The sequence below is a fragment of the Acinetobacter sp. B-6 genome (assembly GCF_056930735.1).
Genome location: NZ_JBXPBY010000002.1, coordinates 23,624 through 42,283 on the forward strand (window position 1 = coordinate 23,624; position 18,660 = coordinate 42,283).

Annotated in this window: 13 protein-coding genes and 1 pseudogene; 2 read left to right on the top strand and 12 right to left on the bottom strand. The window is 38.6% G+C overall.

Annotated features, from left to right (window positions below):
• Positions 1–234: 234 nt before the first annotated feature.
• Positions 235–414: pseudogene (locus AC1Z3T_RS02870) on the top strand (alpha/beta hydrolase); the annotation flags it as partial.
• 149 nt (positions 415–563) lie between these two features.
• Here AC1Z3T_RS02870 and AC1Z3T_RS02875 read toward each other — a convergent pair.
• The 8 genes from AC1Z3T_RS02875 to AC1Z3T_RS02910 all read right to left on the bottom strand — a co-directional run bounded on the left by AC1Z3T_RS02875 (position 564) and on the right by AC1Z3T_RS02910 (position 10,743).
• Entirely contained in the window at positions 564–1,805 is a 1,242-nt protein-coding gene (locus AC1Z3T_RS02875; protein WP_100885259.1) for an acetamidase/formamidase family protein, read from the bottom strand.
• 220 nt (positions 1,806–2,025) lie between these two features.
• Complete coding sequence (locus tag AC1Z3T_RS02880) at positions 2,026–3,363, bottom strand: MFS transporter (protein ID WP_009586912.1); 1,338 nt, start codon at positions 3,361–3,363, stop codon at positions 2,026–2,028.
• Between the two features lie 149 nt (positions 3,364–3,512).
• Positions 3,513–4,538, bottom strand: a complete 1,026-nt coding sequence (locus AC1Z3T_RS02885) for an enoyl-CoA hydratase/isomerase family protein (protein WP_419319571.1) — start codon at positions 4,536–4,538, stop codon at positions 3,513–3,515.
• A gap of 15 nt (positions 4,539–4,553) precedes the next feature.
• On the bottom strand, positions 4,554–5,327 hold the full coding sequence (locus AC1Z3T_RS02890) for an enoyl-CoA hydratase (protein WP_100885261.1): 774 nt from the start codon (positions 5,325–5,327) through the stop codon (positions 4,554–4,556).
• Between the two features lie 45 nt (positions 5,328–5,372).
• Positions 5,373–6,500: an acyl-CoA dehydrogenase family protein gene (locus AC1Z3T_RS02895; RefSeq protein WP_100885262.1), complete on the bottom strand. Its 1,128-nt coding sequence runs from the start codon at positions 6,498–6,500 to the stop codon at positions 5,373–5,375.
• 63 nt (positions 6,501–6,563) lie between these two features.
• The gene (locus tag AC1Z3T_RS02900; RefSeq protein WP_100885263.1) at positions 6,564–8,225 is read right to left on the bottom strand and encodes an AMP-binding protein; all 1,662 of its coding nucleotides are present in this window, start codon (positions 8,223–8,225) and stop codon (positions 6,564–6,566) included.
• A gap of 94 nt (positions 8,226–8,319) precedes the next feature.
• On the bottom strand, positions 8,320–9,210 hold the full coding sequence (mmsB, locus tag AC1Z3T_RS02905; RefSeq protein WP_100885264.1) for a 3-hydroxyisobutyrate dehydrogenase: 891 nt from the start codon (positions 9,208–9,210) through the stop codon (positions 8,320–8,322).
• A gap of 15 nt (positions 9,211–9,225) precedes the next feature.
• The gene (locus tag AC1Z3T_RS02910) at positions 9,226–10,743 is read right to left on the bottom strand and encodes a CoA-acylating methylmalonate-semialdehyde dehydrogenase (protein ID WP_100885265.1); all 1,518 of its coding nucleotides are present in this window, start codon (positions 10,741–10,743) and stop codon (positions 9,226–9,228) included.
• Positions 10,744–10,909: 166 nt separating this feature from the next.
• Between AC1Z3T_RS02910 and AC1Z3T_RS02915 the strand changes: the two genes are divergently transcribed.
• Positions 10,910–11,791: a LysR family transcriptional regulator gene (locus AC1Z3T_RS02915; protein WP_100885266.1), complete on the top strand. Its 882-nt coding sequence runs from the start codon at positions 10,910–10,912 to the stop codon at positions 11,789–11,791.
• Positions 11,792–11,966: 175 nt separating this feature from the next.
• On the opposite strand, the gene AC1Z3T_RS02920 is transcribed toward AC1Z3T_RS02915, so the two are convergent.
• From AC1Z3T_RS02920 to AC1Z3T_RS02935, 4 genes are all read right to left on the bottom strand, one after another.
• The gene (locus AC1Z3T_RS02920; RefSeq protein ID WP_100885267.1) at positions 11,967–13,871 is read right to left on the bottom strand and encodes a lipase family alpha/beta hydrolase; all 1,905 of its coding nucleotides are present in this window, start codon (positions 13,869–13,871) and stop codon (positions 11,967–11,969) included.
• A 2-nt stretch (positions 13,872–13,873) separates the two neighbouring features.
• On the bottom strand, positions 13,874–14,881 hold the full coding sequence (locus AC1Z3T_RS02925) for a T6SS immunity protein Tli4 family protein (protein WP_100885268.1): 1,008 nt from the start codon (positions 14,879–14,881) through the stop codon (positions 13,874–13,876).
• Positions 14,882–14,934: 53 nt separating this feature from the next.
• Positions 14,935–15,936, bottom strand: coding sequence for a T6SS immunity protein Tli4 family protein (locus tag AC1Z3T_RS02930; RefSeq protein WP_100885269.1), 1,002 nt, complete (start codon positions 15,934–15,936; stop codon positions 14,935–14,937).
• 262 nt (positions 15,937–16,198) lie between these two features.
• Positions 16,199–18,403: an OsmC domain/YcaO domain-containing protein gene (locus AC1Z3T_RS02935; RefSeq protein WP_100885270.1), complete on the bottom strand. Its 2,205-nt coding sequence runs from the start codon at positions 18,401–18,403 to the stop codon at positions 16,199–16,201.
• Positions 18,404–18,660: the final 257 nt, after the last annotated feature.

Genomic DNA, 18,660 nt, shown 5'->3' on the forward strand with positions numbered 1-18,660 from the left:
ATATATTGAAAAATATGTCGATAAATAGCTGATATGACATGATTACAATCAAAAATGTACTCATCGATGATGCTCTAAATGACTGCTAATCTAGCAATACTATAAACCCATCTTCATACTGATATTATGATGGATTCTAAAAATCAAACTAAAACTTTGTTTTTAAAAAAATTATTTTAATACCAGATATTGATTTAAATTTTGTAGGGTAAAATTGGTGACGGATAAGTTGCCGCAACTATTTTTGCATGTGAATATGACCCAGTCAGGGATGATGCTGAGCGTTATGCCGAAAGATTAAAAAATGCAGGTATTGATGTGAAATTACATCTGTTAACTGGAATGATTCATGGAGCAATTCATATGACTGCAATCACCCCAGAAGCCCGAAAAATATATCAAAAAATTGAGTGAGCTATAGACTAAGGCTGAACCTATACGACAAAGGCTTAAGCAAATTGAAAAGGTCAATCTCTCAATATTTTTGTTTTAAATGTTTCATACAACCCAAACAGCCTGTTATTCATCGAACAGGCTGTTTTGAACGATATAGCTATATCAATTTAAGGTGTTGTTACTTTACTTGCGTCTTCAGCAAACTCTCTAAAATCAGCTTTTCGAATTTTAGCGTGAATACCTTTGGTTTTATCGACGACTTGAGACACTTCAAAATCAGTTGCAGCACTTAAGTAAGCATAAGCAATTGCTTCATCAATGCCATATTCTTTATTTAAGAAACGAATTGCTTCTCGTGTAGACTTTTTCATCGCTTCGTCAAGGTCAGGGTCTAAACCGGGTGTGATCCAAAACTCAGCATTTTCTGCTAAGGGTTGCATAATCTCTTGCCCCGGAATCTTATCCTTACCTGCTTTTAACAAAGTAAACTTTAAGGTCGCACGAGCAGAAGCCTCTAAAGCAGTTAAAGCGACTTCACCATCACCTTGCGCAAAATGACTATCGCCTGTGTAAAACAAAGCCCCTGCAACCTGAACAGGATAGTAAGCTGTAGACCCAGCGCCTAATTCATTAATATCAATATTACCACCATACATTGCAGGTGGGACTGAATGAACGGGTTCTGAAGTATTCGGTGCTACACCCATGATGCCCATGAACGGGCTCAACGGGAATCGAATTGACTTACCTGATTCCGTTTTTAATACGCCTTCATATTCACCTTTGGCATTTTTTTCGATGGGGGTAAATACTGAAACATTGCCATAGCGTTCAGGATGTTCGGCTGAAGCATCCGCCTGTTGTGGTTTTTTAGGAAACTCCCCAACCAAAGCACCTTTGCCATGACGATTCGAAATCACCCCATAAGGCACACGAGGTTCAACTTTAATCACTTCGACTTTTAAAATATCACCAGGTTGTGCACCTTGAATTGCAATTGGACCAGTCACGATGTGTGGTCCATCTTTATGAAAATCATGCTTTAGATGAGATTTAGTAATAGTTTTTGCTTCATCTAAAATATATTCATCTAGAACACCCTTAGACTTAAAGAATTTTTCTGCATCTCTTCCTTGATCTTCAAGCAAGCCTTCATGTGAAACCGTATCGAATGTCACGGTACTTCCAGATGGCACCGAAAGTACAGGTTTAGCATCTTTATTTGGTAGGTATCCCCACGTTATCGTATTCAAAGTCGAAGGAACATAATAGTTACCTTTATATTCACCTTCTTTAAGCTGAACGGGTTTAGTGGAAAGCTGTTTAAGAACATTAAAATTATCTGCTTGAGCGACTGAAGAACCGAGAGTGGCAAAAATAAATAAAGACAAAACCGTGTGCTTAAACATATAACAGCCCCTTAATCATTGAAAAATAGAAATATTGTGTATATGAAGTACAGCAAGTTTCATGCCACAACAAAAAATGACAGGATTTAGAGGTTTTTAATTAAAAATATGCTGTTTAAAGCCATAGTTATGAACCAATAATGGGCATTTTTAATTATTGGTAAAAAAACAGCAACATGAATTTAGCGTAAGCTGTGCATGTTGCTGAGTATTTTAAATTTTATGAGGATTTAATTTCTTTTTGTGCAAAAGACTTTGCTTTGTTTGGAAATACATCAGGCTTTAAGAATGATGATGCAATGATGGCAATCACAGCAAAACTGACGATATAAGTGATGACCAAATGTGTGCTACCACCACCGATACTTAAAAGTTTTGTCGCAATCAAAGGAGCTAAACCTCCACCTAATACACCCGCAAACTGTACAGAGATCGAAATACCGCTATAACGAATTTCAGCAGGGAATTGACGCGCAAAAAGCTGAGATTGTGGTGCATACATAATTGGGAATACAACGCCAATTGCCAATACAATCGCAGTCCAAACCAGCACAGGATCTTTGGTATTCAACATGGCAAAGAATGGATAGCTATACAGTGCTAAGACACATAGACCAAACCTAAACATATTCCGTTGACCCACTTTGTCTGATAAATGTCCGCACAATGGGGTCATGACCATAATCACCCCTGCACCACAAATCGTCGCAAATAATATTTCTTGTCGTGCGATACCCAACTGTGTCGTGGTGTATGCCAAGGTAAAGGTTGAAGCAAGATAGAACCATGCATTTTCAGCCGCACGTGACAATATAATAGTCAATAATTCCTTAGGATGATTTTTAAATACTTGCAATGCAGGAACTTTAATTTCTTCAGCCTGTTGTTTAACCTGCTCGAAATCTGGAGATTCTGGAACTTTAACTCGGATATACCAACCTACGCCCAATAACACAATACTGGCTAAAAACGGTATTCTCCAACCCCAGCTAAATAGTGCTTCTTCGGGTAACATCGAAACCAGACCTAAAGCAATTGAAGCCAGCATTAGACCACCACCAGTACTGGCTTGTGGTAAGCTCCCCCAAAAACCCTTATTACCTTCAGGTGCATGCTCGACAGCCATCAGCACTGCTCCGCCCCATTCTCCACCCATTGCCATGCCTTGGATAAAGCGCAAGATAATTAAGCAAATGGTTGCCCAATATCCAATCGACTCGAATGTAGGTAACAGCCCAATCATGACGGTAGGAATACCCATTAACATTAAGGTCACCAACAACATTGATTTACGACCAATTTTGTCACCAAAATGTCCAAATACGATCCCACCCAATGGTCGTCCAATAAAACCAACAGCGTAGGTTGCAAATGCCGCAAGAACACCTGTCAAAGGGTCTAAGTTTGGAAAGAATAACTTATTAAAAATCAGTGCTGCTGCTGCACCATAGATAAAAAAGTCATACCATTCAATGGTCGTCCCCACCATACTTGAAATACCTGCTAAGCGGTGTGATGACTTTTTATTATTCGGATTTGTTCCTTGTACATCCTTCATTGCTCTATTCCTTCTTAACCGTTTTTTACATCCATTGAGATATATTCCATATATCTTGTATGATCCTTGGATTCACTTAAAAAATTTCTCTGATTCTCCCTTCATTTATTTGAATGAACATATTGTTTTAGCATCAGTGTGCTTTATGTCTAACCCAGTTCAGCCAATATTTTTTCTAAAACAGGATTGCTTTTTTGCCACTTTGGTTGCTTATCTTTATCAATGATTAGGGCACGAACGCCTTCTAAAATATCACCATGCTCAAACCAAATATCCTGCAAATCTCGTTCAAGTTGCATGCATTGCTGTAAAGAAAGCCCTCGACCTAAATATTGCAGTCTTAAACTGGTCTGCTTGGCCAATAAGGAACGTTGCTGCAAGGTATTTAAAACTTGAGTTGCCCATGCTTGATGTTGTTGATCTGATTCATTGGCAAGGCTTTGTTCAATTTCATCTAAGTTCTCAAAACCAAAATGCTTACGAATATTGTCCACCCATCCACTGAGTTCACTTTCTACAGGTCGAGTGATAAATTTTGAAATGATCTGATCAATATGATCTTTGCTTAAATAATCTGTTTGGCTTAAAGCTTCTTCTAGTGCAGGAAACTGTTGACTGGGAACATGGTAATCTATCAAATCTAGATATAAGGCATCACTACTCGTGATCTGGTCACCTGTAGTCGCCAGATAAACGCCAATATCATCCAGCCGTGATAAGAAATGTGTGGCTGCGACATCTGGAAAGAAGCCAATCGCTGTTTCAGGCATCGCAAAACGTGACTTTTCACTGCTGACAATAATATGGCATGCCTGAGCCAAGCCAAAACCACCACCCAAAACATAGCCATCAAGTAATACCACAACCGTTTTTTGTGAGGCACGTATACAGTTCAGCATGGCATATTCAGCAATGAAGTACCCCTTATGACCTGCTGTGCCATTTTTAAAATGATCATAGAGGTAACGAATATCACCACCTGCACAAAAAGCTTTTGGACTGTTGGATTTAATCAATATCGCCTGAATAGTTGTATCATCTTGCCAAGTTTCGATTTGCTGATGAATACCATTGATCATATCCAAGGTCAGCGCATTCAGACTCGATATACGATTTAATACAATGATGCCTAGAGCACCTTTTTGTTCAATGATTAAATGATTTTCGTGGTCCATGATTTAATCCTTTTATTATTGATTTTTAAATTGCGCTTGGCGCTTTTCTACAAAGGCTTGCATACCTTCTTTTTGATCCAAAGTCGCAAATATTGAATGGAAACTACGACGCTCAAAACGTAAACCTTCGGCTAAACTTACTTCAAAAGCACGGTTAATCGACTCTTTGATCATCATTGTCGCCACTAAAGATTTTTCAGCGATCTTTTCAGCTGCTTGTAAGGTTTCAGCTAAAAGTTGATCTTTAGGGAAAACACGGGCGACTAAACCACTGTGTTCAGCTTCAATTGCCTCCATTTGTCGAGCAGTCAGACACATTTCCATCGCTTTGGCTTTACCCACCGCCAAAGTTAAGCGCTGTGTTCCGCCTATACCGGGAATAACCCCAAGCGTTACTTCAGGTAAACCAAACTTGGCATTGTCAGCACAGTAGATAAAATCACACATCAACGCCAATTCACATCCACCACCTAATGCGTAGCCACTGACTGCGGCAATTAAAGGTTTACGGCGCTGAGCAATTCGATCGGCAAGGTTAAAGAAATCATCAAAATAGATATTGGGAAAGTTTAATCCTGCCATTTCTTTAATATCAGCACCTGCTGCAAAGGCTTTTTCTGAGCCAGCCAGCACCATACAGCCAATATTTTGATCTTTTTCTAAATCGTCCAAAGCTAAATTCAATTCATCAATCAACATAGAATTCAATGCATTTAATGCCTTGGGACGGTTAAGCGTAATCAAACCTACGCCGTTTTGCTTTTCCAATAAAATCGTTTCAAATTGCATATTTCAATTCCTAATCTGTAGCTACGCTGTGTCTTGTGGTACGACTTATAAACTACGTGCAATGACCAAACGCTGGATGTCACTGGTACCTTCATAAATTTGACAAATACGAGCATCACGATAAATACGCTCAATAGGAAAATCTTTTAAATAACCGTAACCACCAAATACTTGTAAGGCTGAAGAACAAACTCGTTCAGCCATTTCTGATGAAAACAGTTTTGCCATAGATGCTTCGTTCAAACAGGGTTTACCAGCCTCTTTCAACCGTGCAGCATGGTGAACCAACTGTCGTGCAGCTTCAATTTCTGTCGCCATACTGGCTAAACGAAATGCAATCGCTTGATGTTCAAAAATAGCTTTCCCAAAGGTAATACGTTCTTTGGCATACTTGCTCGCTTCTTCTAACGCTGCACGGGCTAAACCTACTGCTTGGGCTGCGATCCCAATACGTCCGCCTTCAAGATTAGACAAGGCAATCTTTAAGCCTTCGCCCTCTTTACCCAACATCAAGCTTTGGTGTACACGAACATCTGTCAATGCAATTTGGCAAGTATCTGAGGCATGTAAACCCAGTTTTTCTTCTGTACGAATGACTTCATAGCCGGGTGTTTCACGCGGTACAATAAAGGCACTGATCCCTTTTTTACCTGCTTGAGGATCAGTTACTGCAAAGACAATAATGACACCTGCATTATGTCCAGACGTAATGAACTGTTTCGCACCGTTAATTACCCAATCATCACCATCTTTCACTGCGCGTGTTTTCAGTGCTGCGGCATCAGACCCAGTATGCGGTTCAGTCAAAGCAAATGCGCCAATCATTTCCCCTTGCGCTAAGGGTATTAAGTATTTTTGTTTTTGTTCATCCGTACCAAATTTAGCGATCGGCACACAACCCACAGAATTATGTACACTCATGATGGTTGAAGTTGCACCATCTGCTGCTGCAATTTCTTCTAATGCAAGCACATAAGCCAAATTTCCTGTATCAGAACCACCCCATTGTTCAGAAATTAACATCCCCATAAAACCCAATTGTCCCATTTGAGACAATGCTGTTTTTGGAAATACACTGTGTTTATCCCATTCTGCTGCATACGGTTTAATTTGTTCTTGAGCGAAATTTTTCGCCATATCCTGAATCAATAATTGTTCTTCAGTAAATTGCATTTTTCATTCCTTGATCTGTTACATCACCTGCATAAAGCCTGCTCAGCTTATGCAGGATTTATACTAACCTGCATTCTTTTCTAATTGTTGTTTGGCAATCTCTTGATTACGCAATAAAAACCGTTGGATTTTGCCACTAGGTGTTTTTGGAAGCTCTGTCACAAACTCCACTTGTCTTGGATAAGCATGTGCCGATAAGCGCTTTTTAACAAATTGCCCCAGTTGTTCTGCCAAACTGTCAGAAGCAATTTGATGCTCTGCTAAAATCACAAAAGCTTTGACGATTTCAGTTCTTTCCGCATCAGGAACACCGATTACAGCTGCTTCAATGACCGCATCGTGTTCAAGTAAAGCACTTTCTACATCAAAAGGACCAATTCGATAGCCTGAGGTGGTAATCACATCATCACTACGCCCAACAAAACTCATGCTGCCATCTGCATGCAGTTCAGCAGTATCACCGGTTAAATAGTAATGTTTTACAAAAGGTGATTTACGGCTTTCTTGATAGCCACCGAACCACATCATCGGTGATTGCTGGATATCCACTGCTAAAATTCCAGGTGTATCTGCTGGAAGCTCGTTGCCTTGTTCATCAAGCACAGCAACACGGTATCCTGGACTTGCAAAACCAGCAGCACCAGCACGCACCTCATGCTCCAAACCATGATGGTTACACACCACCATGCCAACCTCAGTTTGTCCATAATGATCGAAAATAGGTGCATCGAGTGCCTGTTTAAACCAGCGGAAAACTTCAGGATTTAGAGGTTCACCGGCACTACTGACTACACGAAATTTACCTTTCAGTTGCGCCATTTGGGCAGGATCTGCAGCCATCATCATACGATAAGCGGTCGGTGCGCCTGCCAAATTGGTTATTTTATAATCCTCAATAATTTGACATAAACTTTCGATGCTAAAACCACCTTCATAAAATAAAGTTGCATGCCCCAACAGCAATGGTCCCGTAATGCCATAGTACAGACCATATGCCCAACCCGGGTCAGCAATATTCCAAAAGTTATCTTCTTCACGTAAGCCAATGGCATCTTTCATGTAATTACCGAAAGCAATTAAGGCTTTCAGTGGTACTTCTAAGGGTTTCGCAGGTCCAGTGGTTCCCGAGGTAAACATCAACAAAAATGGAGCTTGAATATTTTGCCTGACCAAATCACAGTGTTCAGACTGTTGTTCGACCTTTTGCCAAAAATCTAAATCGCCATCCATAACACCATGACCATGCTGATCAGCAACCGTCATTATTTGTGGACATTGTGCGATTTCATCCAATTTGCTTCGATTCGCTGTATCAGTTACGACCAATTTACTTTTTGCCAATTGAAGACGATGTTCAATGGCTTTGGGACCAAATGCAGTAAAAAGTGGCTGATAAACTGCACCAATTCGCCAAGCTCCCAAAATCACAACCAGCAATTCTGGTGTTCTTGGTAGTAAACCCGAAATACGATCGCCTGTTTGGATACCTTGTGATTTTAAAAAGTTAGCAAACTGACTCGACCACTTTTTCAGTTGACTAAACGTATACTGTTGTTTGCGTCCATCTTTGCCTTGCCAATATAAGGCAATTTTTTCGCTATCAGCATCTGCATGTCGATCGCAGCATTCATAACATGCGTTCAGTTGCTCGACTGAACCCGATAACATTGCTTTTACTGCACCGTCTAAATTAAATGAATTAGCAACTTGATGATAATTCGACATATTATTTACTCCAGTCTGGATTTATTGTTATTCATGACACGAGTGAATCTATAGCTTTCACCATCCTTTGATGGTGAAATGGCTGATATTTGGATTAAGCTTCTTTCGCTAAGTATTGTTGGATAATGCTAGAAAAATCGAGCTGGGCATTTCCTTGCATACACAGTTGCTGATACAACTGCTGAACCAAACCACCTAAAAGAACAGGTTGTTTGACTTGCCCTGCTGCTTCAATGGCTAGACCAAGATCTTTCAGCATCAATTGCGTGGCAAAACCATCACTATAGCCACGTTCAGCAGGTGCATTTGCAGAAATACCCGGCCAAGGGTTACACACTTCCGAACTCCAGCAACGACCACTTGAGCTATTGATCACCCCTGCTAAAGCTTGTGGATCAATACCGAGTTTTGCGCCAAGTGCCATGCCTTCAGCAACGGCTACCATCGAAATGCCTAAAATAAGATTATTGCAAATTTTCGCAATTTGACCTGCACCCACTTCGCCACAGTGCACGATATTTTTGCCCATTGGTTTGAGTACAGATTGAACTTGTTCAAAGGTATTTAAGTCTGTACCGACCATAAATGTCAGAGTTCCTGCTTGTGCACCAATCGTACCACCTGATACTGGTGCATCGCATACTTGAATCCCTTGCTCTGCGCCTACGACTGCAATGTCTTTGATGGTTTGTGGATCAATGGTACTGCTGTCTATGCATAAACTACCTTTTTTGAGTACTGCAAGTACGCCATTTTCACCCAAATAAACCTCTTTTACATGTTTTGCAGCTGGGAGCATAGTAATCACCACATCGGCTTGTTCAGCAGCAGCTTGTGGGTTGGCATGTGCAATGCCTCCTGCTTCAGTAAAATGAGCAATGGCAACTTCACTCAAATCAAAGCCATGTACCTTTAAACCAGCTTTGAGGAGATTATGAGCCATCTTACTGCCCATATTACCTAGACCAATAAATGCAATATTCATCCTTGAACTCCTCGATTAACGCAAGCTAATGGTGGTATTCACTTCACCTTTTTCTTGTGTATCTTCAAACCAACGGCTCGTGATGGTTTTGGTTTGCGTATAGAACTGTACGGCTTGTTTGCCATAAGGTCCTAAGTCTCCGAGTTTTGAACCTCGTGAACCTGTAAAGCTAAAGAACGGAACAGGTACAGGAATTGGAATATTAATGCCGACTTGTCCTATATCAATGTTGTTTTGGAAAGTGCGGGCAATCGCACCGCTTTGAGTGAACAAACCTACGCCATTTCCAAATGGATTTGCATTGACCAACTCCATAGCTTGTTCAAGCGTATCAACATGAATAATGGCAAGCACAGGTCCAAAAATTTCTTCTGTATAAATGCGCATATCGGTTGTAACTTGGTTGAAAATAGTTGCTCCCACAAAATTACCATGTTCATAGCCAGCCACTTTTACATCGCGACCATCAAGCAATAATTGAGCGCCTTGTTCAACACCACTATTGATTAAATCTATAACACGGGCTTTGGCACGTGGAGAAATAACAGGACCAATATCGGTTTGAGGTTCATGCCCTGCATTGACTTTTAAGGTCTTGGCTTTTTCGACTAATTCATCAACCCAGTTTTTGGTTTCACCCACCATCACCGCAACAGAAAGTGCCATGCATCGTTGCCCAGCAGCACCAAAAGCAGCACCCACCAAGGCATTTAAGGTTTGTTCTTTATTGGCATCTGGCATCACCACAACATGGTTTTTTGCCCCCATCATAGATTGCACACGTTTAGCATGTTGACCTGCTAAGTTATAGACATGTGTGCCCACAGCAGTTGAACCGACAAAAGAAATTGCTTTAATATCTTGATGTGTACATAGACGATCCACCACTTCTTTACCGCCATGAACAACATTCAATACACCTGCTGGAACGCCTGCTTGTACAGCCAACTCAACCAACATCATGGTCGATAATGGATCTTGCTCAGAAGGTTTAAGAACAAAGGTGTTACCGCACACGATTGCCATTGGAAACATCCATAAAGGAATCATGGCAGGAAAGTTGAATGGAGTGATACCTGCACATACGCCCAGTGGTTGTTGCAAGGTATAGGTGTCTACACCACGTGCCACACCTTCGATATATTCGCCCATTTGTAAAGTGCCAATTGAACAAGCATGTTCAACCACTTCTAAACCACGTTGAATATCACCTTCTGCGTCTGCCAAAGTTTTGCCTTGTTCAGCAGTCAACACACGGGCAATATCTTTCATGTTGTCACGGATTAAATCCTGTAACTTGAGCATAATGCGCATGCGTGCTTGGATTGGTGTTAAACGCCAAGTTTTAAAAGCTTCCTGTGCAGCCGCAATTGCCGCATCCACTTCATTCAAAGTCGCCATAGGTACACGACCCAGAACTTCCTGTGTTGCAGGATTTAAAATATCTTGCCATTCGGTTGTATTGGATTCGGTAAATTTTCCATTAATTAATAATTTAGCCGTCGTCGAATGAATATTTGACATCGTGTTCATAACCTCTCCATAGGCACTATTTTTTTGTTGTTACTTTCTTAGAAAATAGCCAAAAGCAGTATTTTCATCAGCTCTGTTTCAATTCAAACTAACAAAGAAAATATAGATGACCAATAGAAATTAACGCACAATGAATGTGCAAATATGCACAAGGACATCTTGAACAATGAAAGTAGATTGGGATCACTTACAGTTTTTTTTGGTGCTGGCTCGCGCAAAAACGCTTACCAATACTGCACGGATCATTGGGGTTGAACACAGCACAGTATCTCGACGAATACAGGCTTTAGAGCTTGCTTTAGGTACACCATTATTTAGAAGAGAAGCAACGGGCTATGAACTTACACAGGAAGGTTTAGCTCTTGTACCTCGTGTCGAACAGATGGAACAAGCCTTTTTGCAAATTGAAAAACCGAACTTACCTTTGCAGGGACATGTGCGAATTGGCACACCGGAGGGCTTTGGTACTGCTTTTTTAGCTCAGTTATTGGCAGAATTATCCAAGCAATATCCACTGCTCACTATTGATCTCATCCCTGTGCCTAAAATGATTAAACTTTCGCATCGTGAAGCTGATATTGTAATTTCAATTGATCGTCCTAAATCTGGTCCGTATATTATTACCCGCTTAACGGATTATTGCCTTAAAATTTATGGCAGTAAAACCTATTTAGAATGCACCCAACCTATTAAAAAACTTGAAGATTTAAAAAATCATAAATTTGTGAATTATATTGATGATTTAATTTACAGTCCTGAACTGTATTGTTTAGAACGTTTACCTTTACAACTGAATGCTAATTTTCGAAGTAGCAGTATTTTAGCCCAACAGATCGCTGTCAGTGCTGGTGCTGGATTGGCAATTTTGCCCAAATTTTTAGCGGACAATAAACCTGAACTTGAACAGGTTTTAGCAGAAGAAGTTCGCTTTATTCATACCTTTTGGATGCTGACTTTGGTTGATTTACAGCACGAACCCCGTATTAAATTGGTCTGGGATTTTTTAAGAGCACAGGCGGACAAATATCAGAATTTAGTGATGGATTAAAACTGTAAGTTTGAGTTATTTAAAATCTAAACTCTGAATATTGTTGCTTACATCTGCTTCAATTTCCCTCGTTGAGCAAAGCACTGTTGTACGCTTATTATCTAACTATTTTAAGCAGATTGACGCTTCATAGTTTTATAAAAAATGTGCCCTATTTAAACCAATATAAATAGGTTTATTTACTCTCAGTCTTCGATTCACACGCCTCTGCTAATGAGGCTTTGTGAATAATGTAAACGATATTGGCGATACAATATAGAGTATTTAACTGTACATCCGCATTGTCAAAACTACTGGCATGTTCATAACCATTAATTATAAAAGTTCCTTTCAGTGCCTGCTCATTTGTTCGGACATCCTCTCCAGATTGATAACACACTGTACCATCACCTTTTGAAGTGGGTTTTAGATCTAAATAAAATGTCGCTTTATTGGTTTTAGAAATTTTAAATTTTTCATCCAATAAAACTTGTCTTACGCCGTCTTTTTTATACGCATTATTATTTAAATTGTGTGTTTTTGAACCCTCTATGATTAAATCAGCATCGTCTTCTTGAAGATTGCCTTGATCTTCCACTTTGACGTTACTTCTATCTTGTATATTTGGAAACTCAATATGCTCTTGCTTACCATATAAATCCATTAATTCAATCAGTTCCTGTTCACTGCTGATATTTAATTCTTCCTTGCAACGCCATACGACTTGACCGAATGCTTTAAAACTTTCATCAGCACCATAGTTTGCATATGTATTGGTATGATAAGTATCCATAATATGCTCATGTAATTTTTTTACTATATCCACATTTAGTTTATAAACATCAAATATACTCTCCAATCTTTGTTCTTGAACTTCTACTGAAAGTAATCCAGCAGGATCGATAAAATCTGGATTCATCATTGCCCACCAGCTGTCTTTTCTTTTGTAAATTTCAGTATACGGATTAGCCGTTCGAGGTAATGACGCGGTAATTTCACCGTTGGGAGTTTTAGCCTTGATGAATATCCATGCTTTAGGATTTTTTGGAAAATCTTTAGCATTTACATAATTTGAAAAGGGTAATAACTCCAAGCCTCCAGGCGCGCTTGCTAAAGTCGCTGTTAAGCGTTCAGAGGTATCTCCAAACATAAATTTGGTGATCCAGGCTTTTAAGCTATTCATCAGCCCCGTAGATGCTTTCCAACCATCCCAACCAACAGTGAGGCGTTGATAGACTGCAGGCGCTCCCGTGGCAGGCATCGCACCATGCACCACACCCGCGATCTTATCTTTAACTTTATCGTTTTGAATCAAGGCACGTGTTACCAAACCGCCCATAGAATGGCTAACGATAATAAATTTTTTAAATTCTGATGTCGGGAATTCTTTTTTAACTTGTTTTAAAACTTCATGATTAAGTCGATCCGCAATTTTGTCCGCGGACTGCATATTGCTCTCTAGCCAATTATAGCCACAGGCAAATACTGGAAACTCGTAATCAGCCAGTGTTTCATGTTGTTCCAAACTTAATAATTCGATGACTTTGGCGCTTGACCAGTTGTTGAGTATTTTTTCTGTTGTCGCATTTCCAGGTTTTACAATTTTCTCCCATTCCGCAGTACCTTTAAACTGGTCTTTTTGTTGATCTTTCAATTTCTTAAATGCTCGATTTAAATGACTTTCTAAATAAATCAATACATTTGCATAACCAAGATTGATCACCGAGCCCCAGCCTCGTGCCAGTGCGATTTCTTTGGTAATGTGAGGAATGAGTTTTTTACTTAATTTGACCTCACCATCAAACCCCACTTCAGTCGTTTTAGGATTCAGTGCTATTTGCCGTTCCTTGGCATCTCTTTTACTGTATTCGATGATCGTGGAAAGTGAGACTTTGGGATACCAGACTTTATTCTTCTTTGTATCTTTGATATTTGACCCCATAATACCTGGGATAAAAATAATGGGTACTACATATTTTGCTGGTACAATTATTTCACACTCCGTTTTCACACTGCTTGGGGTGGTCTGTGAAACATAAGAAATACTGCCTGATTCATAAAGAATTTCATAGGCTTCGTGTGTATACACATTATTTGACATGATTATTCTCCGAATTTACGGATTGTTTTTAAAATTGATTCATATAATTTTATTGCATCAAATTGTTTTAAACTGCTAGTTTCACTATACGGAGTTGAATATCCAGTATCTACTTCAAAACCAATCAAAGGGTCTTTATTATCTCTTGCAGTTCCAGTATGTTCCCATAAAGCACTGATCCCATCCTTCCCTTTCATTTTCTCTATAGAAATCCATTCTTGACCTATTAAGTACATTGTATTTTTTTCACCTTTTCGAATATTATCTTTATCTATTTGGCGCTGGCTTTGTCCAACCTGTCTTAATTTATTCTCAATTCTTGGAATCAGTGGTGCTGTATCTCTTGAGTTTGTTTCTGCATCAAATCTTAAAACGACAGTCGGATAGTCTTTAAAATCGAAAGCCAATGTTTGTTTACTATGTCTAAATTTTTTATCATTGTCTTGAATAAAACCCTGATAAATACATTGACCGTTTTCTTGTGGAATTTCATGTTCGGGACGATAACGTAAATTTTTAATCAAATGCTGCATTGCTTCATTACTTCCTTCAGTCCATTTCGGTAAGTCACTATGTCTACCTTCAATTAAAAACAAAGTTCTTCGGTCAAGTACAAAACCAAAGACCGAAAAAGGATCACCTTGATCTTTGGATGTTTTACCCTTGAGGGTTTTGGTAAGTCGTCCTGCTATTTTCTGTATTGGAGGATCTTCAGTAAGAAACCAGTCTCCTTCAGAATATTCTTTTTTTACTTTTTCAATGGCAACATTCAAGTCTTGAGGAGTGGCATTTTCCTGTACCTTAATAATAAAAGAATCATATTGGTCGTATCGTTGCAGTGGATTTGCTTCAGCAGGAATTTCAACCACATAACGCCCAATACAATAGGTTTTGGTTTTTTCTAAATTAATCATATTATTTCCAGTATTTTTTATTTGTGATTTTGCAGATGTACAGCTTGTGTTGAATACACAGATCATGAGTAACAAAGACACATATATTTTATTCATTGGTATTCTCTTTATAGTGAAATAGGATCAAATATTATTTGCCAAGTTCACCTTTAAAATTTTTGGATTGTTTTTAAAATCGATTCATATAGTTTTAATGCATCAAATTGTTCCATACTGCTGCTTTCTGTATAGGGAGAAGAACGGGCAGTATCTACTTCAAAACCAATCAAAGGGTCTTTATTATCTCTTGCAGTTCCGGTATGTTCCCATAAAGCACTGATTCCATTCTTGCCTTTCATTTTCTCTACAGAAATCCATTCTTGACCTATTAAATACGGCGTATTTTTTTCACCTTTTCGAATATTATCTTTATCTATTTGGCGTTGGCTTTGTCCAACCTGTCTTAATTTATTCTCAATTCTTGGAATCAGTTGTGCTGTATCTCTTGAGTTTGTTTCTGCATCAAATCTTAAAACGACAGTCGGAAAGCCCTTAAATCTAAAACCTATTTTTTGTTTACTATGTCTAAATTTTTTATCATTATCTTGAATAAAACCCTGATAAATACATTGACCGTTTTCTTGTGGAATTTCATGTTCGGGACGATAACGTAAATTTTTAATCAAATGCTGCATTGCTTCATTACTTTTTTCAGTCCACATCGGTAAGTCACTATGTCCACCTTCAATTAAAAACAAGGTTCTTCGGTCAAGTACAAAGCCAAACACATCATAAGGAATTATTTTTTTATCAGCTAATTTCCCCTTAAAAATCTTAGTTAGTCGACCATTAAATACTTGTTCTTTTGGATCTTCAAAAATTTTTCTGTCTCCTTTTGAGTAATCATTTCTCCACTTTTGAACAGCTGTATTAAAATCTTGAGGATTGGCATTTTCCTGTACCTTAATAATAAAAGAATCATATTGGTCGTATCGTTGCAGTGGATTTGCTTCAGCAGGAATTTCAACTACATAACGCCCAATACAATAGGTTTTGGTTTTTTCTAAATTAATCATATTATTTCCAGTATTTTTTAATTCTGATTTTGCAAAGGTAAAATTTATAGCAAGCATACAAAACGTAAACATGACATAACAACGTAACTTACTCATGGATGCTCCCTTTTTAGCTAAACGCGCTCCTGTGTAAGCTTGACAATTCGACATAGTAAAAAGATGATTTAACTATTATTATGAAGCGCTTATTTTTAATTTAGGAAAACTTAACACAAAATATATATTTTCTCAAATATAAATGATCATTATTTTCATTTAAACTTTGACTATATAAAAAAATTAAAATAATACATTGATTTAAAATAAAAAAACCCAAGTCAAATCTTGGGTTTTATTAAAATGTTTAGACTCGCATAATTTAATATGTATGAGCAACTGCTTGAGCACGTGCCTTATGCAATTTTTTATAACTGTCAATCAAACGTAAATGACGATCTAAACCCTCTAGCTTCATGCTGGTTTCTGTTAAACCATAAAAACGAATGCTTCCCTCTAGAGAGCCAATCACTGCATCCATACGCTCATCACCAAACATACGGCGGAAATTCGCTTCATAGTCATCCAGATCCATCTCGTCATCCAGTTCGACTTCGAGCATGACATTCATACACTGATAGAACAAACCACGTTCAACGGTATTGGTGTTGTATTGAAGGAACTGTTCCACCAAGTCTTTGGCTTCTTCAAACTGCTGTAAAGCAAGATAAATTAACAGTTTTAACTCAAGAATAGTGAGTTGTCCCCACACTGTATTATCATCAAACTCAATACCAATTAACGTCACGATATCGGTATAGTCATCAACCTCAACTTCTTCAAGACGCTCAACCAAAGCTTCAAGCTGATCATCATCCAAACGATGTAAATTTAAGATATCTTCACGGAACAACAAGGCTTTATTGGTATTGTCCCAAATTAAGTCTTCGACCAAATAAATTTCAGAATAATCTGGCACGATAATACGGCATGCAGTTGCACCTAAATGCTCATAGACCGCCATATAAACTTCTTTACCCATTTGTTCAAGAATGCCCATCATGGTTGCAACATCATCAGCATTGGCATTTTCACCTGCACTGCTAAAATCCCACTCGACAAACTCATGGTCAGCTTGGGCACTAAAGAAACGCCAAGACACCACACCACTTGAATCAATAAAATGTTCAACAAAGTTATTCGGTTCAGTCACGGCATTACTGCTAAAGGTCGGCTTAGGTAAATCATTTAAACCTTCAAAGCTTCGACCTTGTAATAACTCAGTCAAGCTACGCTCCAAAGCCACTTCAAGCTTAGGATGCGCACCAAACGATGCAAATACGCCTCCTGTACGCGGATTCATTAAGGTGACACACATCACTGGAAATTCACCACCCAACGATGCATCTTTAACTAAGACTGGGAAGCCCTGTTCTTCTAGACCTTTAATACCCTCAACAATACGCGGATACTTGGCTAAAACATCTTCAGGTACATCAGGAAGAGTAATTTCACCTTCCAGAATTTCTCGTTTAACTGCACGTTCAAAAATCTCAGATAAACATTGGACTTGCGCTTCGGCTAAGGTATTTCCAGCACTCATTCCATTACTTAAATATAAGTTTTCAATCAAATTTGAAGGAAAATAAACCACTTCCTGATCAGACTGACGTACAAAAGGCAACGAGCAAATCCCGCGTGCTGTATTGCCTGAGTTGGTGTCATAGAGATGCGTACCTAACAATTCATTGTCTGGGTTATAGATCTCTAAAGTATATTCATCCAGAATTTCTTTAGGGAGTTCACCATTTGGACCTGGTTGAAACCATTTTTCATCTGGATAATGCACAAACTCAGCATTGGCAATCTCTTCCCCCCAAAACTGATCGTTGTAGAAGAAATTACAGTTTAAACGTTCAATAAATTCGCCCAAAGCAGATGCCAAAGCGCTTTCTTTGGTTGCACCTTTACCATTGGTAAAACACATAGGTGACTGTGCATCCCGAATGTGTAATGACCACACATTGGGAACAATATTTCGCCAAGAGGAAATTTCTATTTTCATGCCCAAACCTGCCAGAATCTCTGACATATTGGCAATGGTTTCCTCTAAAGGTAAATCTTTACCTTCAATATAAGTTGAACTTTCTTTTGCTAAGTTTGGCATCAGCAAAGCTTGCGCATCAGCATCAATGCTTTCAACTTCTTCAATGACAAATTCAGGACCTGTTTGAATGACTTTTTTAACTGTACAACGGTCAATCGAACGTAAAATCCCTTGGCGATCTTTGTCTGAAATATCAGCAGGAAGTTCGATTTGGATTTTAAAAATTTGTTTATAACGATTTTCTGGATCAACAATATTGTTTTGAGATAAACGAATGTTATCAGTCGGGATATTTCGTGCAGCACAATAAACTTTAACAAAATAAGCTGCACATAACGCAGATGATGCCAGAAAATAATCAAAAGGACCCGGTGCAGAACCATCACCCTTATAGCGAATTGGCTGATCAGCAATAACGGTAAAATCATCGAACTTCGCTTCTTGTCGAAGATTATCGAGATAATTAACCTTGATTTCCATGTGGGCACCTAAAGAATCTTATGTGTGAACACGGACACATAAATTTAAATATTGAAAATAAGTCAAATAACACACAACAAATTGACTTAAAAAGAAACTAACATCAACGAATATTAGTCAGAATGGGTGCTATTATAGAATTATTTTATTAAATTGATAATGCTTGTCTGGCGTTAATCGAAAATCTATCTAAATCATCCTGTGTGAGCATCAAATATTTATCTGCTCAATACTGCATAGATCAGTTGAATTTTTTA